This is a genomic window from Streptomyces sp. NPDC127097 (assembly GCF_042724075.1).
In the GTDB taxonomy this organism is placed as follows: domain Bacteria; phylum Actinomycetota; class Actinomycetes; order Streptomycetales; family Streptomycetaceae; genus Streptomyces.
Genome location: NZ_JBHXFI010000041.1, coordinates 1 through 24145, shown reverse-complemented (window position 1 = coordinate 24145; position 24145 = coordinate 1). Strand labels below are relative to the sequence as shown.

Below are 24145 nucleotides of genomic sequence, written 5' to 3'. Positions count from 1 at the left end.
GATGTACCGGCCGTACCAAACGTAGCCCAGCATGCGGACACCGATTCCAGGGAAACGTCTGATATTGACCCAACGCCCATTCCCCCCTTTTTCTCCGGCCACGGGGGCTTCTGACCGGTGCTCACCAGCGTTCCCACTGCACATCGATGTCCGGCAGGGCAAGCGTGTTGCCCCTTCGGCTCCCCTTCCGCCTCTGGAGGCGACCGGCGCTGCGGCTGAAAATCGGCGGGGGGCCACCTGGGCCGGGCCACGGGCCCCTCAGGACGGCCCACGGACCAACGAATCGCCGGCCGCCAGAACGGAGCCCTCGTGCACGCACACGAACGGCGGGCCACGGGAGGGGAATCGGCGCCACGCACCGCGACCCGCGGACCCGAGCGCCCCCGCACCCCCGCCTCGCCCCTGTCCACCCATGGGCCGGATGCGCTGCGCACCCTCCAACGGACCGCGGGCAATGCGGCGGTCGCCCGCGCGCTGGCCCCGGAGCAGGCAAGAGCGCCCCAGCAGGTGCAGCGGTACGTGGAGGGAGAGGCTGCGCACGGCTTCGACAAGGTCTCCACGCAGGGCGGTATCGCCCTCCGGGGCCGGCAGGAGGCTTACGCCGACGCGGACATGATCGCCGCCGCCGCGCACAGCCTCGACGCCCAGGACCGGGTGCCGATCACCCTGGAGCGCGGGGCGGCGGTGCAGGTCGGTGAGCGCACCCTGTACCGGGTGCTGCCCGTCTACAAGGACGCGGCCAGGGCGGAGGCCGCCGTACGGGCCGCCGGCCGCAATCCGGAGGGGGCCGGTCACGAGCCCGTACGCGGGGACACCGGGGCCCAGCGCGACGACAAGCGTGCGGCCTACCTGCGGTCCCTGACCGACCCCCCGGAAGTCCGGCAGCTGGTCGCCCTCACCCGGCGCATCGTGGAAGCGCGCCAGGCGCGGGGCGAACCGCGCAGCTCCACCGTCGACGGCCTGCGGGCCGAGGCCATGAAGCTGGCGGTGGCCACGATGGGTGGTGGCTGGGTCGCCGCGCACTTCCCCTACCCGGAGCGCGCGGGCCGGGAGGGGCTGACCGACCTCGCGGTCCTCATGCCGGGCCTGACCTCCGAGTTCCTCGCCGGCCTGCCCGCCGTCGAGAACCAGGAGGCCCAGGTGCAGGAGCTGCTCATCACGCTCCCCAATGACTGCCAAGGAGCGGCGGCCCAGCTCATCGGCCGGCCGGCGGACGGCGGGCTCAGCGTGCGGCGGGACGCCCCCGCCGTCGGCGAGAACCACTTCGTCGATCTGACCGGCGCGGCCCCGGACGGCTGGGCGAACCACTTCGCCGCCGTCATCCTCCGCGACGGCTCCGACACCCTCACGTACGAGGCCGCCGCCGACCGCACCAGCGCACTTCAGCACGGCAAGTCCCTGGGCTACTTCGCGCTGTACGGCCGGGCCGGCGGCGACCAGTCCTTCGACACCGTCATCCGCGCCCAGAACCTGGCGTACGCAGCACGGACGGCGCCGCCCACGTGACCGAACGGGCAGTGCGCTCTGCCCCCGACGGCGCCCGTTCGTCTCTACAGCCGGGGCCGCCCGTCCGCCAGGGTTGAAAACGTAGGGCGCAGAGACGGCCCGCAGTGGTCAGCAGGGTGATGGGGGAGGAACGACGTGCGGGCACAGGATCGGCAGCCGGGCCCGGGGAACACACGCCCGGGGGCGGCGCAGCCCGCCCGTACAACGCCCTCCCCGGCTTCCGACGCGGCCCGCCAGACGGCGGCCGGCGAGGCGGAGCGGCTCACCCCGGAGGCGGCCGCCGCCCTCCAACGGGCCGTGGGCAACGCGGCGTTCTCGGCCGCTCTGGCAGGCCAGGAGCAGCACCGGCACGGCCCCGGCTGCGGACACAACGCGCCCCCGACCGTGCAGCGCTCGGCCGTTCACGATGTCCTGCGCGCACCGGGCCGACCCCTCGACGAGCCGGTCCGTGCCGACATGGAGACCCGCCTGGGCGCGGACTTCTCCGACGTGCGGGTGCACACCGACGCCTCCGCCCATGAGTCGGCCGAGGCCGTCCAGGCCCATGCGTACACCTCCGGTTCGCACATCGTCTTCCAGCGCGGCCGCTACGACACCTCCTCCGCGTCGGGCCGCCACATGCTGGCGCACGAACTGACCCACGTCATCCAGCAGCGCAACGGCCCGGTCGCGGGCACCGACCGCGGCGACGGGACGAAGGTGAGCGACCCGTCCGACCGGTTCGAGCGGGAGGCGGAGGCCACCGCGAGCCGGGTGCTGTCGGCAGAGGTGCAGCGGACGGCCGACCCCGCGCCCGCCCCGGGCCACGGCACCGCGGGCGGGCGTCCTCCCGTGCAGCGGACGTTCAAAATCGCGAACAAGACCGTCCAGACCGCTGACGACGTCCTTCCCGTCGAATCGCTGATCGCCAAGGGCAAGGCGCGCCATGCCCGCTGGGACGACGACTTCAAAACCAAGGTCCGGAACGAGCTCGTCAAGATGGCGGGCGAGGAGCAGGATTTCGGGCGGTACGGCTCGTACGAGGATCTCCTGGACTTCGCCGAGAAGCGGGTCCGCGCGGCAGCGGCGGCCCACCTTGCTCCGGTGGTCCCCACCGCCATCAAGACCGGTGCGTCGAATCCGGAGCACACAGGGGCGAAGATCTCCGAGACCGAGCAGATCCACCGCCTCGCCGAGGTCCGCCGACGGCTGTCGCTGCGCGGGACGGAACAGGACCTCGACGGGTTCCGCGACCGCCAGAAGATGGTGAACCCGTTCAAGCACAAGCCGACCGGAAACGCCTACTCCATCGGCCATACCGGAAACTTCGTCCTGGGCGGCCCCCAGGAAGGCGAGTACGACGCGCTCTTCGCACGCGCCGCGAACAGCAGTGGGCTGTCCGACAAGGAACTCGCCAAGCATTTCATCCGGGCCCTGACCGAGCCGGGATATGACTTCGACGGTATGAGCGAGGACGGCCGCAAATACTGCACCAAGGTGGTCGCCATCATCCAGGGCGCCGAATTCCGCCGGGCCGCCGCCAACCCGACCGTGGCGATCGCCGCCTTCAACCAGGTCGTCACCGGCGAGGCCGGAACGCTGCACGAGGCCCTCAACCGGTACGCCATCTTCGCCAAGGCCAAGGGGAACTCCGCCACCGGCGGCTCCAAGGACTCGCAATTCCACCGCGATACGGACGTGGACCAGGACGACGGGGACTTCAAGAAGCGGGCGATCAACGAATACCAGGCACTCGCTCAGCTGGTCTCCGCCAACGACTTCGACCCGAACGACGCGGAAGAGTTCTACAAGGGGTGCGACAAGATCGCCGCCACTTCGATGAGCTCCTTCACCGCCACCTTCGAGTACGCGATGCCCTGACCTCATCGCCCGCACTTCCTTTCATCGTCAGCACACCGCACGTCAGCACACCGCACGAGAAGCAATCGAACCGGCCGGTTCGCCTATCCAGGGAGTAACAGAAGATGCCCACCTACCTGTCCCCCGGCGTCTACGTCGAGGAAGTCGCCAGCGGATCGCGGCCCATTGAAGGGGTCGGGACATCGGTGGCGGCCTTTGTCGGCCTCGCTCCCACCGGTCCGCTCAATGAGCCGACCCTGGTGACGAACTGGTCCCAGTACGTGGCCGCCTTCGGGGAGTTCACGGACGGGTACTACCTCGCGCACTCCGTCTACGGTTTCTTCAACAACGGCGGCACGGCGGCCTATGTCGTACGGGTCGGCGGGTCCGACGACGGAGCGCAGCAGGCCGCCGCGGCCCCGGAGGCGCCCAGGGCGCTGACCGCCGGTGAGCCGAGCGCGCTCGGGGCCTTCAAGGTCTCGGCGATCGCGGCCGGTTCCGCCAACGGCGGGGCGCTCACCGTCGAGGTGCAGGACGTCGAGGGCGAGGGCGGCGCCGACCGGTTCAAGCTGAACGTCAAGGACGGCGACAAGGTCGTCGAGAGCTTCGACGTCAGCGCGAAGAAGAGCTCGCGGAACTATGTCGTCACGCAGGTGAAGCAGCGTTCCAAGACGATCGTCATCGAGGAGGCCGCCCCGGCCGCGCAGCTGACGAAGCCGGACGCGCAGCAGGTCACGCTGGCTCCGCCCACCGCCGCGCCCGCGGCGCCCGCCGGGAACGGCACGGTCGAGCGGCTCGCCTCCGGCCAGTTCATCGGCGACTCCGCCGACCGCACCGGCTTCGGCGGCCTGGAGGCGCTCGACGAGGTCAACATGGTGGCCGTGCCCGACCTGATGGCCGCCTACCAGCAGGGCCTGATCGACCTGGAGCAGGTCAAGGCCGTCCAGCTGGGCCTGATCGCCCACTGCGAGCTGATGGGTGACCGGATGGCGGTCCTGGACCCGCCGCCGGCCCTCAACGCCCGCGACATCCGTAAGTGGCGCCAGGAGATCGCGGGCTACGACTCCCGCTACGCCGCGCTCTACTACCCGTGGATCAAGGCGTTCGACCCGGCCACCGGCCAGACCCGCACCATCCCGCCGTCGGGCCACATGGCCGGTGTGTGGGCCCGTAACGACTCCGAGCGCGGCGTCCACAAGGCCCCGGCCAACGAGATCGTCCGCGGCGCCGTCGACCTGGAGCTCCAAATCACCCGCGGCGAGCAGGATCTGCTCAACCCGGTCGGCGTGAACTGCATCCGGGCCTTCCCCGGCCGCGGCATCCGGGTCTGGGGCGCGCGGACCATGGCCTCCGACCCGGCCTGGCGCTACCTGAACGTGCGGCGCTACTTCAACTACCTGGAGGAGTCGATTCTCATCGGCACCCAGTGGGTGGTGTTCGAGCCGAACGACGCGGCACTGTGGGCCCGTATCCGGCGCAACATCTCGGCGTTCCTGGTGAATGAGTGGCGCTCGGGCGCACTGTTCGGGCAGCGCCCCGAGGACGCGTTCTATGTGAAGTGTGACGCGGAGACCAACCCCGTCGAGTCCGTCGACCTGGGCCGGGTCGTGTGCGAGATCGGCATCGCGCCGGTCAAGCCCGCCGAATTCGTGGTCTTCCGGCTGGCCCAGTTCTCGGGCGGCGGCGGGGAGCTGGAGGAGTAAGCACACACCGAATCCGGGCCCGGCGCCCCTCCCCTCCTCATCCCCTTTCCCCGTCACCACTTTCTTCTCACCACAGGAGTGAACCACCTTGTCCCTTCAGCCCGGTGATGCCCTCACCTCACACAACTTCGGCCTCCAGATCGACGGCGTGATGGTCGAATACCTTCAGGAGGTCAGCGGACTGACCATGGAGCAGGACGTCATCGAATACCAGCAGGTCTCGGCGGACGGCAAGCCCGTCGTGAAGAAGATGCCCGGCACGAAGAAGGCCGGCGAATGCACGGTGACCCGCGGTATGACGCAGAGCGGCGCGTTCAGCGAGTGGATCAACAAGTCCATCGCGGGCGACATGGGTTCGGCCCGTAAGAACGCCACCATCATGATGATGGACTACCAGAACAACCCCGTGAAGCGTTACAACATGCGCAATGCCTGGTGCAGCAAGGTCGAGACCAGCGGGGTCAAGGCGGGCGACGCCGCCGCGCTGACCGAGCAGGTCACCATCGTCTTCGAAGAGCTGGTCATCGAGTAATGCGGCGCGAAGGCCCGGCGGGGGCGCAACAGCAACGCGAGCCGTTGCGTACGGAATTCGAGTTCGAGCTGCCACGCGGATTCGTGGACGAGTCCGGGACCGTGCACCGGAACGGTGCGATGCGGCTCGCGACGGCACGGGACGAACTGATCCCGCTGCGGGATGTGCGGGTGCGCGAGAACCCGGCATATCTGTCGGTCGTGCTGCTGGGCCGGGTCATCACCCGGCTCGGGACGCTGGCATCCGTGCACGACGGGACGGTGGAGAACATGTTCGCCTCCGACCTGGCCTTTCTTCAGGACTTCTACCGGCAGATCAATGCGGAGGGGCACACCCGCGCCGCGGTGTCCTGCCCGCACTGCGAGGAGCCCTTCGAAGTGGAGCTGGCCGGGAGCCGCCTGGGGGAATCGTGACGTACGCGACCGGGCGTATCGAAGAGGAAGTCGCCTATCTCGCCTACCACTTCCACTGGGGCATCGACGACATCCTCGACCTCGAACACGCCGACCGGCGCGCGTACGTGTCACAGATCGCCGCCCTGGTGGAGCGGGCTGAAGGGAAGCAGTGACGGAGGATGGGGTTGTTCAGGTGGCGGCGGAGGTCGCAGGGTGCCCAGGGTGCGCAGCCTGCACAAGGGCCTGAGGCCGGGGCGGCGGCTGCGGAAGCCACTGCCGGGAACGCGGACGCCGGCGGCGCCGGCGGCTGGGCCGCCGTGCCCCCCATCCAGCGGGTCCTGGGCACGCCGCGCCCGGTCGCGGAACCCGGCTTCGCCGCATCGCTGAGCGCGCACCGCAACCCCTCCTTCGGAGGGGAACTGGGACATGACGTCCACGCCACCGCCCCCGGTGGCGTGCTGCGCGACGCCCTGATGCCGGTCACCGGCCGCCCCGCCGACCTCGCGCTCCCGGTCCTGCGACTTCCGGTCGCGGGGCGGGGAGATGAGGCGCCGGACGGAAGCGAGGGTGCTGGACTGCTGGGCGTCGGGGGGCGTTTCGGGGTGCAGGGCGGGCTTCCGGGCGGGGGTGCGGCGCGGGCGGAGACGTCGACTGCGGCGCGTACGGAGGGCCGGGGTTCGGCACGATCGGAGGGCCGGGATTCGGCGCGGACCGAGGCCCGGGATTCGGCGCGGACCGAGGCCCGGGATTCGGCGCGGGCCGGGGCCCGGGATTCGGCGCGGACCGAGGCCCGGGATTCGGCGCGGACCGAGGCCCGGGATTCGGCGCGGACCGGGGCTCGGGGTGAGGCCGCTGTGCAGCGGGTGGCGGCGTCGGGGGCGCCGGGGGCGTCGCGTACCGAAGTCCGGGATGGAGCACGCGCCGGGGCTCGGGGGCCGGCCGCCGTACAGCGGGCGGCGGCGCCGGGGGCGGAACGTAGACCGACGGCTGCCGCGCGCGCCCTTCGTCAACCGGCTTCGGGGGGCGAGAGCGCGTCCGCGAACAGCTCGCGGAACGATGCGCCGAACGCAGCGCCGAACGCAGCGCCGGCCATATCGCCGGGCACGGCTCCGGTCGCCCCGGCGGGCGGGCCGTCCGCCAGGCCGTCCGTCGCTCCGTCCAACTCCCCGGCCGTCACGCCGTCCACCACGCCGTCCGTAGCTCCGACTGCCATGCCGTCGGGCGGTCTGCGGAGTGCGCAGAGGTCGGCGGTGGCCAAGCCGTCGTCCAGCGGTGATGGCGGGGCGCGCAGGGGTGGCACGGTCGCGCCGGGTGCCGAGGTCGCGCCCAGTGCCGAAGTCGCGCCCGGTTCCACGGCCGTGCCCAGTGACGAGGCTGCGCCCGGAGGCGGTGGTGAGGCCGCTCGCTCCGCATCGCGTGGGGCGAGGTCTGCCGGCCTCCCCTCAGCCATGCCGGTAGCCAGGCCCGTACGGAAGGCCGTGGGCGCACGGTCCCCGCTCACCTCGGCCGGCAAGGTCGCGATGCCGCCGCGCCGGCTGCGGCCGGCCACCTCGTCGCACGCGGGGAGCAGCGGCACTGCCCCCTCCCCCACCCACACGCCCTTCCAGCACACTGAAAAGGCAGCGCCGCCGGCCACCACGCCTCCGGAAGCGGCGCCCCCTGTCTCTCCGCCCTCCCGCACCGCTGCCGCCGAACCGGCGAGCGAGGGTGCGGCACCGGCCCCCGCCGCTGTACGACCTGACACCCCCCACCGGGTCGTCCAGCGGCGGGCGGCCGGCCCACGCAAGCCGATCGCCCCGAACCGGAGCAGCGCGCCGAAGACCGCCCCGGCCACGGACGCCGTACCGGGTCCCGGCCCGGCGCCGAGTACGGACGCGACCCCGCCGGCTCCAGGCACCGCACCAGGCGCGAGCCCTGCCACGAGCCCGGCCACGAACCCGCGACCGGTTTCGCGTACGTCCTCGCCCAAGAGCACGCCCCCGCACGCGGACGCCGGCGCCAGTGATCACGCAGCACCGAGCGCGGCGCCGAACCCCGCCGCGCGCCCGGCCGCGAACCCGGCGGCGAGCCCGGCCGCGGGCGACGGCGACCGAACGCGCCAGCCGGTCCAGCGAGCCGTGGAGCAAGCCGCCCAGCGGCCCGCGCGGAAGTCCGCGGCAACAGGCCGCCAGCGCCTGGGACTTGGCGCTCCGCTGCTCCCGAGCGCGGAGACCGACACCCCGGCCAAGGACGTTGCGGCCGACGCCCGGCCGGCCCAGCCATCGGCCGATGACGGTCACACGCCGGACCGCGGGCAGCCCTCGCCACCCGCGATCCAGCGAAAGCCACTGATCGGCGCACCTACGGAGTCCACCGCGGTCCGTCGCGAGGGCGCTGCACCGACGCCTACGCCGACACGGACACCGACACCGGCACCCCAAGCGCCGCCGGCCCAATCAACAATCCCGACGCCGACCTCGTCCCAAACACCGATCCTCACCCCGGGATCAACCCCGACCCCGTCCCCGACCCCGGCCCCGACCCCGACCCCGACCCCATTGCAGCGCTCCGCAAGGGGCCCCGAACGCCCCACCCCCGTAGTCCCGTTGCCGACCACGCACACTCCGGAAAGCCGTACGCCAGAGCGCCATGCTCCGGAATCCCGTAAGCCACAGCCCCACCCACGGGAATCCCACCCGCCGGCTTCCGGTACCCCGCAATCCCGCACGCCCGAACCCCGCACGCCGCAAGCTCACCCACAGGACTCCCCTGCACCGACGAACCAAGCACTGACGAACCAACCACTGACAACCAGCACCCCCCGCCCTCCCATCGCCCGTCGCGCGCCCCTCGCGTCCGCGCGTGCGCTGGATCCAGGTGCCCGGCAACGGGCCACCGGCCACGGGGCGGAGGCCGCCGGACCGGCACCGGTGCAGCGCTCCAGCGTGCAGGCCCCACCCGCCATCCCCCTTCGCCCCGCGACGAGCGCGGCGAGCCCGGAGAACCCCGCCGGCGCAGCGGGACCGGCGTCCCGGCGAGCGGCAGCTGTCCCAGCCGTCGCCCTACAGAAGCCGGTATCCGCGCCGACACCCCCACGGACACCGAGCCCCGCACGCACGGTCCGCACCGCGCCCGCCGCCCTCGGCATGCCCATGGTGCAGCCCGCGCCCACCGCCCCCGGTGCCCCGGCCTCCGCACGGCCCCCGAGCCCCTCACTCACTCCGTCTCGCACGGTCCGCACGGCCCCCGCCGCCCCCGCCATGCCCGTAGTGCAGCGCGCACCCACCGCTCCCGGAACCCCGGCGCCGACCCCCACCCCGGCCCCCCAGCCGCTCACCTCACCCACCCCACCCACACGCCAACGGTCAGCCACACCAGCCACACCCCCCAGCCCCACCTCGCCAACAACCTCCCGCCCCATCCAACGCACCCCCAACACCCCCAACACCCCCAACACCCCTAACACCCCCACAGAAGCCACCTCGAAAAGCACCCCAACCACCTCCACCGAACCCACCACCCCCACCGACCCCGCCGCCCTCGACGCCCTCGCCCGGCGGCTGGTGACGCCGCTCTCGCGGCTGCTCCGAGCCGAGTTGCGCGGGGATCGCGAACGCATCGGCCGACTGCGCGACGGCCGCTGACCCCGCACACCCGGCCCCATCCCCGTCCCGACCCGAATCCCGCCCCCGTCCAGCCCCCATGCCGACCCCCGGCCCGACCCCCACCCCCCTCCAGCCCGACCACCGCCACCTCACCCGAAAGAACCACCGACCATGCCTCAGGCCCAGGACCCCGGTTCCACCGTCTTCTTCAAGCTGACCATCGACGGCCAGGACCTCGGCCTGTTCAACGGCTGTGACGGCCTGGCCTCCGAGGTGGAGGTGGAGCAGCGGCAGGAGGGCGGCAACAACGGCTTCGTCTGGCAGTTGCCCACCCGCGTGACGTTCTCCACGATCCGGCTGACCCGCCCGCTCACCGCCGACACCTCGCGGGTGGCCGCGTGGATCTCGTCGCTCGCCACCGGCATCAGCCGGCCCACCGCGCAGATCGCCGCGCTGCGCGCCGACGGCTCGATCGTCGCGCAGTGGGGGCTGGTGGAGGTGCTTCCGGTGCGCTGGCAGGGGCCGAGCCTGGACCCGGCCAGCCCGGGGGTGGCGACCGAGACGCTGGAGATCGCGCACCACGGGTTCACCGACGCGGGAGGTGCCTGAGGTGGCCGCACCGACCGGCGGGAAGGCGGGCGCGAGCCTCGTACGGGCCGCCCTCGCGATCCATCAGCCGCCCACCGACCTCGGCGGTTCCATCGGCGGGCGCATCGGTGAGGTGGAGTTCCAGTTCAATCCGACCCAGTTGCAGCTCGGGCGGGAGGCGGAGTGGCACACCCAGGCAGCGGTCGCCTATATGCGGGGCGCGCCGCCCAAGTTCACCGGCACCCGGCCCGCCACGCTCCAGCTGGAGGTGTTCCTGGACGCCTCCGGCACCCCGAATTCCGGGAAGGTGCAGAAGCAGATCGAGCTGCTGCTGTCCTGCTGCGAGGTGACGGCGCAGAGCGTCAACTCCAAGCGCCCTTCGCCGCCTTGGGTGCGGTTTTCGTGGGGGTCGTTCAACACGGTGCAGTTCGTGGCGTATGTGACGAGCGTCAGCGCCACGTACACCCTCTTCAACCCGACCGGCGAACCGATCCGCGCCACCTGCACGCTGTCCCTGACCGAGGTGGCCATGCCCACCAAGGGGCAGAACCCCACCTCCGGCGCGCTGTCCGCACGCCGTATCCACCGCACGGTCGCCGGGGACTCGCTCGCGTCGCTTGCCTGGCGGGAGTACGGGGACGCGACCCGCTGGCGGCTGATCGCGGAGGCCAACGAGATCGACGACCCGATGCGGCTGCGGCCGGGCACCGAGCTGCTGCTGCCCGCCGCCGACGAAGACCCTCCCGAAGACGGCAGCCGAAGCCCTTCGGCGCACCGTCCCCCTGCCCACGAAACCGCCCGATGACCAGCGAGAGCATCCGATGAGTGAGAAGACGTACACCAGCGTCCTGCATGCCGTGATCGGCGGCTCGCCGCTGCCCGACAAGCTCGCCGCCCTGCTCATCGCGGGCTGGGTGGATGCGAGCGTCAATGTGCCGTCCGCCTTCGAGCTCACCTTCAGTGACTCGGGGTCGGACATCCTCAAGACGTTCCCGCAGATCAAGGTGGGCGCGAAGGCGGTGCTGTCGCCCTTCACGGACGGGCAGCGCGGCACGCCCATGGTCACCGGCGAGGTCACCGCTCTCGAAGTGGACGCGGACGCCAGCGGCAAGTACCTGGTCGTGCGGGGCTATGACCCGGGGCACCGGCTGCTGCGCAATCGCCGCGTCGCGGGCTACCCCAATATGACCGCGAGCGACATCGTGCGCCGGATCGCCGGCCTCAACAAGCTCTCCCTCGGCAAGGTGGAGGCCACCCGCACCGTCTACGAGCTGGCCACCCAGCCGAATATCACCGACTGGGACTTCCTGACCCGCCTCGCCCAGGAGAACGACGTCCATCTCTCCTTCGACCCGCAGGGCAAGCTCCAGTTCGGCAAGCTCACCCCGGCGGCGTCCGCGCCCGCCGACAGCACACCGGCCGCGCAGAGCCCGTACGTCCTGGAGTTCGGCCACAACGCGCTGCACAGCCGGATCGCGGTCACCGCCGCCGGGCAGGTCGACAAGGCGGGCGCGCGCGGCTGGGACATGCGGGCCAAGCGTGCGCTGTCCGCCCAGTCCCCGGCCACCACGAGCAAGGACATCGTGGCGGACATCGCCCCCTCGGCGCTCAGCAAGCCGTTCGGGAAGGCCGAACTGACCGCGACCGACACGCCGTTCACCACCCAGGCCCAGGTCACCCATGCCGCGCGTGCCCTCGCCGACGATGTGGCGGGCTCGTTCGCGGAGCTGGAGGTGGCGGTCACCGGGAATCCGAAGCTGAAGCCGGGGCAGCCCGTCGCGCTGAAGGGCGCGGGTTTCCCCTTCGAGGGGAAGTACACGGCCACCGGCGTCCGCCATGTCTTCGAGTCCGGGCGGCAGTTCACCACCTGGCTGACCGTCTCGGGGCGGCAGTTCCGTTCGCTGTACGGGCTCGCGTCCGGCGGTGCGGACGCCGCGCCGCCCATGCCGGGCGTGGCCATGGCGCTGGTCAGCAATGCCAAGGACCCGCTGAAGCTGGGCCGGGTCAGGCTGCGCTTCCCCTGGCTGTCGGACACCTACGAGAGCGACTGGTGCCGGGTCGCGCAGCTGGGCGGGGTGCGGGGCGGCGGACTGATCCTGCCGGAGGTCGGCGACGAGGTGCTGTGCGCCTTCGACCGCGGCTCGCTGGAGCATCCGTACGTCCTCGCCGGGCTGTACAACGGCCGCGACAAGCCGACGCCCAACACGGACGGGCTCCAGCCGGTGGATCCGACCAGCGGCCGGATCAACTGGCGCTCCCTCGCCTCGCGCAGCGGTCACACCGTGGAGCTCGTCGACGCCAAGTCCCGGATGAAGAGCGGCATCCGGCTCCAGACCGGCAACGGCAGGCTCACCGTCCACATGGACGAGACGCGCACCCAGGTCACCATCCGCAGCGACGGTTCCGTCTCCATCACCGGGACCCGGAACGTGAGCATCAAGGCGGGCGGCAACCTGTCGCTGATCGCGGGCGGCTCGCTGACGATGAGCGCCGGCGGGGCGGTCGACATCAAGGCGGGCGCGAAGTTCGGTGTCGCGGCGGGCGCCGTGGCGGACATCAACGCGACCGGCGCCATCAGCCTCAAGTCGGCCGGCGCGGTGGCCGTCAACTCGGTCGGCGCGGTCTCCGTCAGCGCGGTCGGCGCGGTGGCCGTCAACGCGGGTGCCGCGGCGGCCATCAACTCGCCGGCCACGGTCACGCTGAACGCACCGGCCGTCCTGCGCAACGGCATCCCGTTCTAGGGGCTTGAGGAAGTGGGAGGAAGTTGAGGGACATGCGTCTCAAGGGGGGCACCGGACATGAGTGAACAGTTCGTCGGTGCGGGCTGGACCTTCCCGCTGCGCACCGACGCGGGCGGCGGGATCGCACTGGCCCGCCGGGAGCGGGAGATCGAGGAGTCCATCCGGCTCGTCCTGGCCACCGCGCCCGGCGAGCGGCCGATGCGGCCGGAATTCGGCTGTGCCGTGCACGACATGGTCTTCGCGCCGGTCAACGAGGCGACGGCCGGCCGTATCCGCTACGAGGTGCGGTACTCGCTCGACCGCTGGGAGCCGCGCATCGAGGTCCAGGACGTCGAGGTGACCCCGGCGCCCGACGAGCCGTCCGTGCTGTTCATCGATGTGCGCTACAGCGTGCGCGGCACCAACAATCCGCGCAGCCTCGTCTTCCCCTTCTACGTGATCCCGTCCACGGAGTCACCGTCCACCGAAAGCGAAGCCTGATGGCCCTGCCCGCACCCCATCTCGACGACCGCCGCTTTCAGCAGTTCGTCGACGACGCCAAGCGCTATATCCAGCAGCGCTGCCCCGAGTGGACCGACCACAATGTCTCGGACCCGGGCGTGACCCTCATCGAGGCCGTCGCGCACATGGCCGACCAGATCGTCTACCGGCTCAACCGGGTGCCGGAGAAGAACCATCTGGCCTTTCTCGACCTGCTGGGCGTCACCCTCTTCCCGCCCTCCGCCGCCCGCGCCGATGTCACCTTCTGGCTCTCCGCCCCGCAGCCCGAGCCGGTCGTGCTGCCCGCGGGGACGGAGGTGGCCACCGGCCGGACCGAGACCGAGGAGGCGGTGGTCTTCGCCACCGAGGACGATCTGACCGTCGTGCCCTGCGAACTGGCCGCCGTACTGCGGCAGGAGGTCGGGACCACCCCCGAGGACTGTGGCCAGGACATCTTCGGCGGCAACGATGTGTCCGTCTTCTCGGCGGCCCCGCAGCCGGGCGACACCCTCCTGTTCGGGCTGTCGGCGGCGGTGCCGCGCTGCGCGGCCGTATTGCAGCTGGACAGCCGGGTGGACGGGGTCGGCGTCGACCCGCGTCAGCCGCCGCTGCTCTGGGAGGCATGGACGGCCGACGGATGGACGGAGTGCGAGGTCGCGGAGGACTCCACCGGCGGCCTCAACCGGCCCGGCGAGGTCGTCCTGCTCATCCCCGCCGGGCACACCGGTACCCGCGTCGGCCGGACGGATGCCGCGTGGCTGCGCTGCCGGGTCGTCGAAGCCGCGCCCGGCCAGCCGTTCTACAGCGCCTCACCGACCGTACGGTCCGCCTCCGCGTTCACCATCGGGGGCACGACGACGGCGGCGCACGCCGTCGTGGTGCAGGACGAGCTGCTCGGCGAGTCCACGGGCGTGCCCGGCCAGCGGATGCGCCTGGTCCACGCCCCCGTCGTCGCCGACCGCCCGCCGCTGCGGCTGGAGGTCTCGGACGGTGACGGCTGGCAGGAGTGGCAGGTCGTGTCCGACTTCGCGGCCTCCGGCCCGCACGACCGGCACATCACGCTGGAGGAGGCCACCGGCGAGATCGCCTTCGGCCCTTCGGTACGCGAACCGGACGGTTCCATACGGCAGTTCGGGGCCGTACCTGCCAAGGGCTCGGTGATCCGGGTCCCGTCCTACCGCACCGGCGGCGGCCGGACCGGCAATGTGGCGCGCGGTGCGATCCAGGCGCTGCGCAGCTCCATCCCGTACGTGGCGCGGGTGGAGAACCGGGAGGCGGCGCGCGGCGGGGTCGACGGCGAGACGGTGCAGGAGGCGAAGGTCCGCGCGCCGATCACGCTGCGCGCGCAGGAGCGGGCCGTGACGGCCCGCGACTACGAGGAACTGGCCCGGCGGGCGGCCCCCGAGGCCGCCCGGATCGCCTGTCTCGCGGTCGATCCGGCCGAGCCCACGACGGCCGCCGCGAGCGCGCAGGCTCCCGAGGCCGGCCAGACGGGCCGGACCGGCGAGAACGCCGTCCGGGTCCTGGTCGTCCCGCAGGCCGTCCCCGACCGCGGCGGCCGGCTCCGCTTCGAGCAGCTGGTGCCGGGGAAGGAACTCCTGGGCCGGGTCACCCAGTTCCTCGACGAGCGCCGCCCGGTGGGCACCCGCCTCGCGGTCGGCCCGCCCTTCTACCAAGGCGTCACGGTCGTCGCCACGCTGCACTCCTTCCGGGCGGCGCGGGCCGACCGCGTACGCGCCGAGGCCCTGGACGCGCTCTACGCCTATCTCGACCCGCTGACCGGCGGCGCCCACGGCGACGGCTGGCCCTTCGGCCGCCCGCTGCGCTCCGGGGAGATCTTCGCGGCCCTTCAGCGCGTCCCGGGTGTGGAACTCGTCGACGAGGTCCTGCTGCACCCCGCCGACCCGCTCACCGGCCGCCGCGGCGACGCCACCGACCGCATCGAACTCGCCCGCTCCGCTCTCCTGTTCCCCTTCGACCACCGCGTCCGCGTGATCGAGGCCCGATGAGGGGCACCACGGCGGGGATGACGTCCCCGCATCCACTGGGCGGGCAACTCCCCGCCGTCTACGCCGACGACGACTTCGCCCAGCGCTTCGTCGAGGGCCTCGATGTCGTCCTCGCCCCCCTCTTCAACGTCCTGGACTGCCTGGAGAGCTACTTCACGCCCGCGCTCGCCCCCGAGGACTTCGTCGACTGGCTGACCACCTGGGTCGGCACCGAACTCGACGGGACGGAACCGCTGGCCACCCGCCGCCGCGCGGTGGCCACGGCCGTCTCGCTGCACCGGGTACGCGGCACCCGGCGCGGCCTGTCGGACGCCGTCCAGCTGGCCTTCGGAGTACGCCCGGAGATCATCGAGAGCGGCGGCGCGACCTGGTCCGCACGGCCTCTCGGTGCCTTCCCGGGCTCGCCGCACCCCGGCCTGCGGGTGACCCTGCGGGTCCGCGACCCCGCCGCCGTCGACCCGCACCGTCTGCACGCCGTCGTCGCAGCGGCCTGTCCCGCACACCTCCCCTTCGCGGCCGAGGTGACCCACCTGCCCACCCCTGAAGGAACCTGACCATGCCCAGCGACCACACCACCTGCCCCGACTGCGGCTCCCCCGCACCCCAGACGGACCAGTCCTTCTGCGACTCCTGCGGAGCCTTCCTGCGCTGGGACCGGCCGGCGTCCACGGCGGACCGGGGGCATCCGGCCGCCGCGGCCCCTCCGGCGCCCGGAACCCCCGCCCCGAACGTCCCGGCCGCCGCCGACGGCACGGGCACCCCGGCCCCCACCGGCCGGCCCGCCGGCACCACGCCTCCCACGACACCCCCCGCTGCCGCTCCGGCACCCGCGCCCGCCACCGGGCACACCGGCGGCACCGGCCCGGCCGCCGCCCCGAAGCCGGACGCCAGCGGCGAACCGACCACCCCGCTCCCGTCCGCCGCCCCGCACCAAGCAGACACGGGCGGGTCCCGGTCCGGCGCGGACGGCGGGGACAGCCGGGGTGGTCAGGCCGGTCAGACGGGTCACGCCGGTCAGACGGGGCAAGCCGGCCACGACAGCGGGGAAGGCCGGCCCGGCCCGGCCGCCCCCCACCCCACCGGTGAACAAGGCATCTCCGAAACCGGAATCCGCGCCCTCCTCGTCCCCGTACCGGGCGCCTCCGCCACGCCGGCCCCCGAGGCGCCCGGCAGCGTGCTGCCCGGCCGTCCGGACGCGGCCCGGCCCCGGGTCCGTACTCCGGAAGCGGCTCCCCCGCCCGAGAACGGCGCACCGTGCCGGAGCTGCGGAGTGCTCAACGCGCCGGGCCGGCACTTCTGCCGGAGCTGCGCCATCCCCCTCGTCGAGCCCACCCGCGAGACCGCCGAAGGCCCGTACGCCGGGCAGCGGCCGCGCCTGGACCGCGGCCGCGCCAAGTGGATCGCCCGGGCGGTGGTGGCGGCGGTGATCGCGGGCGTCGTGGTCGGCGGGATCATCGGCGGACCGCCGGCCGCGCAGGCCGTGCAGGACCGCTTCGCCAAGCGCGTCCCGGTGCCCGCCACCACCTGGAAGGCGTCGCACTCCGGCCCCGGCCACGACGCGAAGCTCGCCTTCGACGGCTACTCCAACACCTGGTGGGGCACCGGCTATGCGGGCAACTCGGGCGGCCAGTACGTGGAGGCCGCCTTCGGCCAGCCCACCGATCTGCTCAACATCCTGATCACGCCCGGCGCCTCCGCACGCACCCCGCAGGCCGCGGACCCGGCCCGTCCGCACGAGTTCGATCTGATCGTGACCGACTCCGCGGGCAAGCGGCACCTCTCGCACGCCCGGATCAATGACGGCGGGGTGCAGAGAATCGATGTGGCGGTACGGAACGCGACGACCGTACGGCTGGTGCTGCGCTCCGCATACGGCGTCGCGGAGGACAAGCAAGTAGCCATCGCCGCCCTGGAGTTCTTCGGCCGGTCGATGAACAGCTGAGGCGGGGACGGGCCTGAGGGCTTCGGCTGCTGCGGGTGGGCGTGCTCAGCGCCCCCGCAGCAGCCGGCCGGGCGAGCGGGCGACCAGGCGGGGCCTCAACCGACAGCGGATCGGCCGATCCTCGCGCCACCTGGTCGGCATCCTGCTCGGTCCGGCCCTCGGGCCGGGTCAGCCGGGTGGCACCCTGGCCGACTCGTAGGTGCGGGCGGGGGGCTTCGTCCGCTCGTTCTGCACCGTGTCGGACACCCTGAGCGGATGCGGCGTGGAACGCCGGCCGGGCCTGCGGTGCGGTGGGACATGCCGGCGGACATCGTCGATGCCCCGGCGCATGGTGGTGCGGAGCCACCTTCCCAGGGGACGTTCGACGAAGCGGTGGATGAGCCAGGCGAGGGCCACCATGAGCGCGGTCACCGCGGCCACCAGGGCCGGGGCGGGGACGCGTCCCCGGAAGTGATGGATGAGGGTCATGCCGATATTGAGGTGGATCAGGTAGAGGGGGTAGGTGAGCGCTCCCGCGGTGGTGAGCCACCTCCCCTGGATCCGGTCGCAGGCGCCGAGCGCGATAGCGCCGATGAGGGCGAAGGCGGCCACGATGACGAGGCGGGCCGGCCAGGTGGGCAGGGCGCCCGCGGCTGCCGCGCCGAGATTGACGGCCAGCCGGTCGTCGATATAGCGCTGGGCGAGCAGCAGTTGCAGGATCACGACCGCCCACAGGACCGCGTTGGGCCGGTGGCGGCACATGAGGGAGAAGGCGATGCCCGCGATGAAGAACGGTGCGTACTGCGGCATCGCGAACTCGGTGATCAAGGGGGTCTTCAGGACCGGCGCGAGGGCGGCGGCCGCGGTCCACACCCCGCACAGGATCAGGAGGTTGCGATAGGTGACGCCGAACAGCATGACCACAGCCGTGATCAGGTAGAACTTGAGCTCCACGAAGAGCGTCCAGTACACCGGATCGACGTCGGGGGTGTCGTTCCCGCCCTGGAGCATGGTCAGGTTGGTGATCACGGTGTCCCAGCCGCGCAGTGCGGCGACCTCCGGCCAGGTCTTGACGACCACCACGGTGAGCAGGATGCCGGCCCAATAGGCGGGGAACAGCCGCGCGACCCGGGAGACGGCGAACTCCCCCACCGTGCGGCCCCACACGCTCCGGCAGATGACGAAGCCGCTGATCAGGAAGAAGACCTCCACCCCGAGCCACCCGTACTGGGCCACCTGGTGTGCGGCGGGGAAGAGCGTGTCCGTGGCCCGGCCCCACGGCCGGGCGAGGGCGACGTAGTGGTAGAAGACCACCATCAGCGCGGCCAGCAGCCGCAGCCCGTCGAGTGCGGCGAGCCGGTGCCCCGAGCGGCGCTCGGCCATCGTGCAACCCCCCAAGCGCTCGGGTCAGGAACGCTCCGTGTCGGAAGAGGCTCGCAGGCTGCGAGGAACCCGTGAGTACGTCGTACGCCCGTGGTACCACCCGCGGCTGTGCAGCGGCCCGTGCGGCGTCGCGATGCACTCAGTCGGTATCGCCGGCGGACCTCGGCATCACGGTCCGCACACAACCATGTGCCCCAACGGGCGTTCCGGTGCTCGTCCCGTCAGAGGTCCAGGACGAGGCGCGGGGTCAGGGCGCGGGAGACGCAGGCGTACATCCGGCCCGCACGGGCACCGATGTCGTCGCGGTGCTCGGGTTCGCCGTCGAGGACGGTGAGTTCGCAGCTTCCGCAGACGCCCTCCCGGCATCCCGACGGGAGCGGGTGCCCGGCGTGTGCCAGGGCGTCGAGCAGGGTCTCGTCGGCCGGCACCCGGACCGTACGCGCCGACCGCGCGCACACCGCCTCGAACTCCGTTGTGGGGCCGAACGTCCTGGGCACCGGGCGGAACCGTTCCGCGCGCAGCCGTTCGGCCGGAAACGCGACCTCCGCCGCGGCGAGCATCGAGGCGGGTCCGCAGCAGTAGACCAGCGCACCGGAGGCAAGCCCCGCTGACAGGGCCGCGAGGTCCGGCCTGCCCTGCTTCTCGGTGGCGACGATCCGGACCCGCTCGCCGTATGAGGCCCGCAGTTCCTCGGCGAACGGCATGGTCGCGGCCGACCGCCCCACGTACACGAGGGAGGCCGGGACGCCTGCCCCGGCCGCCGCGCGCAGCATCGGCAGGACGGCGGTGATACCGATGCCGCCCGCGAGGAAGAGGTAGCCGGGCGCGGGGACAAGCGGGAAGTGGTTGCGCGGGAGGGACACCTCAAGGGTGCGGCCCCTGCGCAGGAACCGGTGGACATACTCCGAGCCGCCCCGGCTGAGGCGTTCGTGGCGTACGGCGACGCGGTAGGACTCCCGGTCGGCCGGCTCGCCGCACAGCGAGTACTGCCGGGTGAGCCAGTTCGGCAGCGCCAGGTCGATATGGGCTCCGGGCTCCCAGGGAGCGAGCGGCCCCGTGGTGGCGCGCAGGAGGAGGGCGACGGTGTCTTCGGCGACCGGGTCGATGCGGTCGACGACGGTTTGTTGCATGGCACGTCCTAGGGGAAGTCCTGTTGCAGGCCGGGGTGGTGGGGGCAGACCGGATGGTGGGGGCAGGCCGGTCGTCGGGGTCAGTAGAGCTTGCGGTATGCCTCGTCGAGGGCGCTGTCGATGACGGCCGGGGAGATGTCGAGACCGGCCTGAGCCGTGACCATCTCGCCGGGCGACGGGATCTCGTCGGCCAGGGCCTGACTCGCGGGGTCCCAGAGCCGGGAACGGAGGAGCGCCCGCCCGCAGTGGAAGTACACCTCGGCGACCTCCACGACGAGGGCGAGCTCCGGCTCGCGTGCCTCGGTCCGCATCCGGGCGAGTACGTCGGGTTCGTCGGTGGGGTAGGCGCGGCCGTTGACGCGGAGCATCTCGGGCAGCCCGGGGATCAGGAAGACCAGCCCTATCCCGTCGTTCTCGGCGAGGTTGCGGAAGGAGTCGGCGATCTTGTTGCCGGGCCGGTCGGGGATGGCGAGCGTGTGCGCGTCCAGGACCTTCACGAACCCCGGATAGTCGCCGCGGGGCGAGCAGTCGGCGCGGCCCGCCGCGTCCGCCGTGGCCATCGTCAGGAAGGGGGAGTGGGCGATGAAGCGGTGGAAGTGCTCATCTATACGGTCGAGGATCTTGGCTTTGATCATCTCCTCGGGCTCACCGAGCCGGGCACGGACATCGGCGGGCGAGACCCGCCGGGGGCGTGTGCCGGTCTGCGTCACGGGGGCTCCTTTCCGGATCACAAGGACGGGCAGGGCGACCGCGCAGCGGAGCACGGCGTACCGCTTCGCCGCAGGTCATGACACTATTGTGAGCAATTGCTCAGGTCTTGCGCTACTCGCATTCGCAGCGCTGTCAAGGAGGTTCCATGACGTCGGGACGCGGCGGACTCCGGCCACGTAAACAGCCCCGTCAGGCTCGGGCCGAGCTCACCCGGCAGCGGATTCTCGCGGCCGCTGCTCACGTTTTCGCGGAGTACGGCTATGCCGCCGGGACCACCAACCGGATCGCCGAGCAGGCACGGATCTCCATCGGCTCGCTGTACCAGTACTACCCGAACAAGGACGCGATCCTGGTGGAGCTGCTGACCCGGCATCTGGACGCGGGAATGGCCGCCACCGCGTGCCAACCGGACGAGGGGCCGCTCCGCCCTCTCGAAGAAGTCATCCGTGGTTATGTGCGTCTCTCGATCGCGAACCACCTGGACGACCCGCAGCTCCTCCGCGTCATGATGGAACAGGCGCCCCGCTCCCCGGAGTTGCTGGAGAAGACGTCCCGCTACCAGCAGTCGCGCACCGCCCATGTCCGCGAGCTGATCGAGAACCATCCGGAGAGCCGGGTCGACGACCTGTACGTCGCCGCGCGGCTCGTCGTCTCCACGGTCGAACTCCTCGTCCACCAACTCATCGCGGCGCCCGACCCTCTGGACCCCGCCCGCTTGGAGAACGAGCTGGTCACCATGGTCACCCGCTACCTCACGGGCGGACCGCGGGGGCAGGGAACCGCAGCCCCGTAGGCGCGTGAAGAAGGAGCCGCTCTCCTCGTGATCGAGGAGAGCGGCCGGTCCGGCTCAGCGCGGCCTGCGGTCAGCCGTCTGCGGTCCGGTATCCGGAGGACCGTCGGCGCCCAGTCGCGGTCAGGAGCAGGGCTTGTAGAAGTGCTTCCAGCCGTCGGCGGGCATGGACGGCGGCTCCGGCGTGGTCCCGAACTCGCCGTACTTCACCTGGAGTTCGTAGTCATAGCTCATCGGACCGCTGCCCGGCTTCGTCAGGCGCACATCCCGGTCCAGCCCCCCGTCACCGGAGTTGTTGAGGATCGCGAGGTCCGGGTACGCGTCGCCGCCGTAGTGGGCGATCCGCAGCTGCTGCGCCTCACCGTGGTCACCGATGTCGGAGTGCCGGGCCTTGGCGGAGCTCAGATTCGACCGCTTGAGCGGCCCGGGGCGGTACTCCGCGACCCGCGCCGTCGAGGGGTCGTCCCCGTCGGCCGGCGTGACGAGGTTGACGACCATGTCCAGTTTGCCGTCCCGCTGGAAGTCGGCGACCGCGGCGGTCGCGACCTCCCCCTTCTTCGCGCCGAGAAGGGCGCTGACGGCGTGCTTGGTGCCGAAGGAGCCGTTCGCGGTCCCCCACTGGACCGTCATCTTGGTACCGGTGAGGCTGGGGTTGCTGATCTTGTCCCGGCGCCCGTCGCCGTCGAGGTCGCCGATCAGCGTGGTGGCATCGGCCAGGCACGGGGCCGTCGTCGCGGCCGCCTTGCCGGACGGTGCCGCGCCGGCCGCATGGGCCGGGAAACCGGCGACGGTCAGAGGCAGGGCGACGGCCGCGACCGGCACGGCGATCAGACGTAAACGCTTGTGCAGCATCTTCAACTCCTCTTGTTTGCCGCGAGGTGAGATGCCGTCAGCGCCCGGCACGTTGATGCCCGGATCGCTGTATTACACAACCGTGACGTGCGCACGGGCGGTCGCCGCCCGGACGAGCCCCGCGACGGCGCGGGACCGGCTGTGCGGCGGCCAGGCGATCACTGTCGTGACCGGCGGCGCGTCCAGCACGGGCACGGCGGCGAGATCCTCGCGCAGTTGGGTCCGGCACGACTCCGGTGCGATCCAGCAAGTACGGCCGAGCGCGATCAGCTGGAACAACTGCGCATGGTCCCGGGCCTGCGGACCGGGACCGTCCGGGTAGGTGCCGTCGCGGCCGGGCCAGCGCGGCAACGGCAGGTCGGGCAGCCCGGTGACGTCGGCCGTCCGCACCTGGGCCCGGCCGGCGAGGGGGTGCCCGGCCGGCAGAATCACCACCTGTCGCTCCGTGCAGAGCTCTTCGGTGTCGAAGCCGGCAATTCCGTCGAACGGCAGATGCAGCAGAGCCACGTCGGCCCGGCCGTCGCGCAGCATGCGTTCCTGTTCGCCGATGCCGCACAGGAGCAGATCGACGGTTTCCGCATCGGGTTCGGCGGCGTAGACGGCGAGAAGCTCCGCCAGCAGGTCGCTGGACGCGCCGGCCTTCGTGGCCAGGACCACGCCGGGCCGGCCGGTCGCGGCGAGCGCAGCGCGGCGGGTGCGGCGTTCGGCGGCCTCGACCGCATCGAGCGCCGCCCTGGCCTCCCGCAGGAGCACCGCCCCGGCCGCCGTCAGGGTGACCGCGCGGCTGGTGCGCTCCAGCAGCGCCGCTCCGAGCCGCCGTTCGAGCTGGTGGATCGCCCGCGACAGCGGAGGCTGCGCGATCCCGAGCCGCTGCGCGGCCCGCCCGAAGTGCAGCTCCTCGGCGACGGCGACGAAGTACCGCAGCTCTCTTGTCTCCACGCCGTCAGGGTACTGCTGCCACCTGGATCGATACCCACGCGGTATCGCTGCCCACCCGATCGGTGTTGGCCAGTTGCCGCCAGGCCCGGACAGGATCGCCGTATGAGCGAACAGACCATCGCGCTGGTGACCGGCGCGAACAAGGGAATTGGGTACGAGATCGCGGCCGGTCTGGGCACCTTGGGCTGGCGGATCGGGGTCGGCGCCCGGGACGCGGAGCGGCGCGAGACCGCCGTGGCGAAGCTGCGGGCGGGCGGTGTCGACGCGTTCGGCGTACCGCTCGACGTGACCGACGACGCGAGCGTGGCCGACGCCGCCGGGCTGATCGAGGAGAGCGCCGGACGACTCGACGTGCTGGTCAACAACGCCGGCATCACCGGCGATCCGGCGCAGCTGCCCACCACGGTCGATGTGACGACGGTGCGGGCGGCCGTGGAGACCAACGTGATCGGCGTCATCCGCGTCACCAACGCGATGCTGCCGTTGCTGCGCCGCTCGTCGTCCCCACGGATCGTGAACATGTCCAGCGGCGTCGGCTCCCTCACCCGGCAGACCACTCCCGGCACCGACACCGGCCCGATCTCGGGCGCGTACGCACCGTCGAAGACCTTCCTCAACGCCGTCACCGTCCAGTACGCCAAGGAACTCGGCGACACGAACATCCTGATCAACGCCGCCTGCCCCGGCTACTGCGCGACCGACCTCAACGGCTTCCGCGGCTTCCGCACCCCGGAACAGGGCGCGGCGATCGCGCTGCGACTCGCGACCCTGCCCGACGACGGCCCGACCGGCAGCTTCTTCGACGACGAGGGAGAGGTGCCCTGGTGAGCGGGAGGGGTGCCCTGGTGACCCGCATGCCGGTGCCTGATATCAACGTCAACACACCATCGAACGTCAGGGGTTGGGCCTGCGGACCTTAGTGACGACAGCGGTGGGGGGCGGTGTGGCGGTACCGCCGACCCGGCGGCCCCCCCCCCGGGGGGCCCCCCCAGCGGGGTTTTTGCCCGGGAGGTCTGAGGGGGGGGGGGGGGGTGGGTTTAGG

At 72.2% G+C, this 24145-nt stretch carries 21 protein-coding genes; 15 read left to right on the top strand and 6 right to left on the bottom strand.

The genetic code is table 11. The features are described from left to right. The first annotated feature begins 309 nt into the window (after positions 1-309). The 6 genes from ACFWJW_RS26545 to ACFWJW_RS26520 all read left to right on the top strand — a co-directional run bounded on the left by ACFWJW_RS26545 (position 310) and on the right by ACFWJW_RS26520 (position 6148). Complete coding sequence (locus ACFWJW_RS26545; protein WP_387246102.1) at positions 310-1506, top strand: hypothetical protein; 1197 nt, start codon at positions 310-312, stop codon at positions 1504-1506. A 135-nt stretch (positions 1507-1641) separates the two neighbouring features. Continuing rightward, the gene (locus ACFWJW_RS26540; RefSeq protein WP_387246100.1) at positions 1642-3366 is read left to right on the top strand and encodes a DUF4157 domain-containing protein; all 1725 of its coding nucleotides are present in this window, start codon (positions 1642-1644) and stop codon (positions 3364-3366) included. A gap of 104 nt (positions 3367-3470) precedes the next feature. Next, the gene (locus ACFWJW_RS26535; RefSeq protein ID WP_387246098.1) at positions 3471-5048 is read left to right on the top strand and encodes a phage tail sheath family protein; all 1578 of its coding nucleotides are present in this window, start codon (positions 3471-3473) and stop codon (positions 5046-5048) included. A gap of 88 nt (positions 5049-5136) precedes the next feature. Then, complete coding sequence (locus tag ACFWJW_RS26530; RefSeq protein ID WP_018087540.1) at positions 5137-5580, top strand: phage tail protein; 444 nt, start codon at positions 5137-5139, stop codon at positions 5578-5580. Further along, positions 5580-5993 (top strand): hypothetical protein, encoded by a 414-nt coding sequence (locus ACFWJW_RS26525; RefSeq protein WP_362923096.1) that lies wholly within the window; start codon positions 5580-5582, stop codon positions 5991-5993. The genes ACFWJW_RS26530 and ACFWJW_RS26525 overlap by 1 nt, the downstream gene beginning before the upstream one ends. Then, a complete protein-coding gene (locus ACFWJW_RS26520; protein WP_085927347.1) occupies positions 5990-6148 on the top strand; it encodes a DUF6760 family protein in 159 nt (52 codons plus the stop codon). The genes ACFWJW_RS26525 and ACFWJW_RS26520 overlap by 4 nt, the downstream gene beginning before the upstream one ends. 833 nt (positions 6149-6981) lie before the next feature. Here the strand turns inward: ACFWJW_RS26520 and ACFWJW_RS26515 are convergent. Continuing rightward, the gene (locus ACFWJW_RS26515; protein ID WP_387246095.1) at positions 6982-7188 is read right to left on the bottom strand and encodes a hypothetical protein; all 207 of its coding nucleotides are present in this window, start codon (positions 7186-7188) and stop codon (positions 6982-6984) included. Between the two features lie 2542 nt (positions 7189-9730). Between ACFWJW_RS26515 and ACFWJW_RS26510 the strand changes: the two genes are divergently transcribed. From ACFWJW_RS26510 to ACFWJW_RS26480, 7 genes are read left to right on the top strand one after another with little or no spacing between them, the layout of a single operon-like run. Continuing rightward, entirely contained in the window at positions 9731-10168 is a 438-nt protein-coding gene (locus tag ACFWJW_RS26510) for a phage tail protein (RefSeq protein ID WP_327227577.1), read from the top strand. Position 10169: 1 nt separating this feature from the next. Further along, positions 10170-10952, top strand: a complete 783-nt coding sequence (locus ACFWJW_RS26505) for a LysM peptidoglycan-binding domain-containing protein (RefSeq protein WP_387246092.1) — start codon at positions 10170-10172, stop codon at positions 10950-10952. A 16-nt stretch (positions 10953-10968) separates the two neighbouring features. After that, positions 10969-12888, top strand: a complete 1920-nt coding sequence (locus ACFWJW_RS26500) for a VgrG-related protein (RefSeq protein WP_387246090.1) — start codon at positions 10969-10971, stop codon at positions 12886-12888. A 57-nt stretch (positions 12889-12945) separates the two neighbouring features. Beyond that, positions 12946-13368 (top strand): GPW/gp25 family protein, encoded by a 423-nt coding sequence (locus ACFWJW_RS26495; protein WP_387246088.1) that lies wholly within the window; start codon positions 12946-12948, stop codon positions 13366-13368. Then, positions 13368-15377 carry a putative baseplate assembly protein gene (locus ACFWJW_RS26490; protein ID WP_387246086.1) on the top strand — a complete coding sequence of 670 codons (2010 nt, stop codon included), beginning with the start codon at positions 13368-13370 and terminating at the stop codon, positions 15375-15377. The genes ACFWJW_RS26495 and ACFWJW_RS26490 overlap by 1 nt, the downstream gene beginning before the upstream one ends. Beyond that, on the top strand, positions 15374-15931 hold the full coding sequence (locus ACFWJW_RS26485) for a phage tail protein (RefSeq protein WP_387246084.1): 558 nt from the start codon (positions 15374-15376) through the stop codon (positions 15929-15931). The genes ACFWJW_RS26490 and ACFWJW_RS26485 overlap by 4 nt, the downstream gene beginning before the upstream one ends. A 2-nt stretch (positions 15932-15933) precedes the next feature. After that, positions 15934-17319: an NADase-type glycan-binding domain-containing protein gene (locus tag ACFWJW_RS26480; RefSeq protein ID WP_387246082.1), complete on the top strand. Its 1386-nt coding sequence runs from the start codon at positions 15934-15936 to the stop codon at positions 17317-17319. 168 nt (positions 17320-17487) lie between these two features. Here the strand turns inward: ACFWJW_RS26480 and ACFWJW_RS26475 are convergent, their stop codons facing one another. From ACFWJW_RS26475 to ACFWJW_RS26465, 3 genes are all read right to left on the bottom strand, one after another. Further along, positions 17488-18681 carry an acyltransferase family protein gene (locus ACFWJW_RS26475; RefSeq protein WP_387246080.1) on the bottom strand — a complete coding sequence of 398 codons (1194 nt, stop codon included), beginning with the start codon at positions 18679-18681 and terminating at the stop codon, positions 17488-17490. 221 nt (positions 18682-18902) lie between these two features. Then, a complete protein-coding gene (locus ACFWJW_RS26470; protein ID WP_387246078.1) occupies positions 18903-19811 on the bottom strand; it encodes a PDR/VanB family oxidoreductase in 909 nt (302 codons plus the stop codon). An 80-nt stretch (positions 19812-19891) separates the two neighbouring features. Next, on the bottom strand, positions 19892-20521 hold the full coding sequence (locus tag ACFWJW_RS26465; protein ID WP_387246077.1) for an MSMEG_1061 family FMN-dependent PPOX-type flavoprotein: 630 nt from the start codon (positions 20519-20521) through the stop codon (positions 19892-19894). Between the two features lie 146 nt (positions 20522-20667). Between ACFWJW_RS26465 and ACFWJW_RS26460 the strand changes: the two genes are divergently transcribed. Then, positions 20668-21315 (top strand): TetR/AcrR family transcriptional regulator, encoded by a 648-nt coding sequence (locus tag ACFWJW_RS26460; protein ID WP_387246075.1) that lies wholly within the window; start codon positions 20668-20670, stop codon positions 21313-21315. Between the two features lie 120 nt (positions 21316-21435). Here the strand turns inward: ACFWJW_RS26460 and ACFWJW_RS26455 are convergent, their stop codons facing one another. Beyond that, a complete protein-coding gene (locus ACFWJW_RS26455) occupies positions 21436-22164 on the bottom strand; it encodes an FG-GAP repeat domain-containing protein (RefSeq protein ID WP_387246073.1) in 729 nt (242 codons plus the stop codon). Between the two features lie 72 nt (positions 22165-22236). Continuing rightward, on the bottom strand, positions 22237-23103 hold the full coding sequence (locus ACFWJW_RS26450) for a LysR family transcriptional regulator (protein WP_387246071.1): 867 nt from the start codon (positions 23101-23103) through the stop codon (positions 22237-22239). A gap of 102 nt (positions 23104-23205) precedes the next feature. Between ACFWJW_RS26450 and ACFWJW_RS26445 the strand changes: the two genes are divergently transcribed. Next, the gene (locus ACFWJW_RS26445) at positions 23206-23931 is read left to right on the top strand and encodes an SDR family oxidoreductase (protein ID WP_387246069.1); all 726 of its coding nucleotides are present in this window, start codon (positions 23206-23208) and stop codon (positions 23929-23931) included. Positions 23932-24145 lie beyond the last annotated feature (214 nt).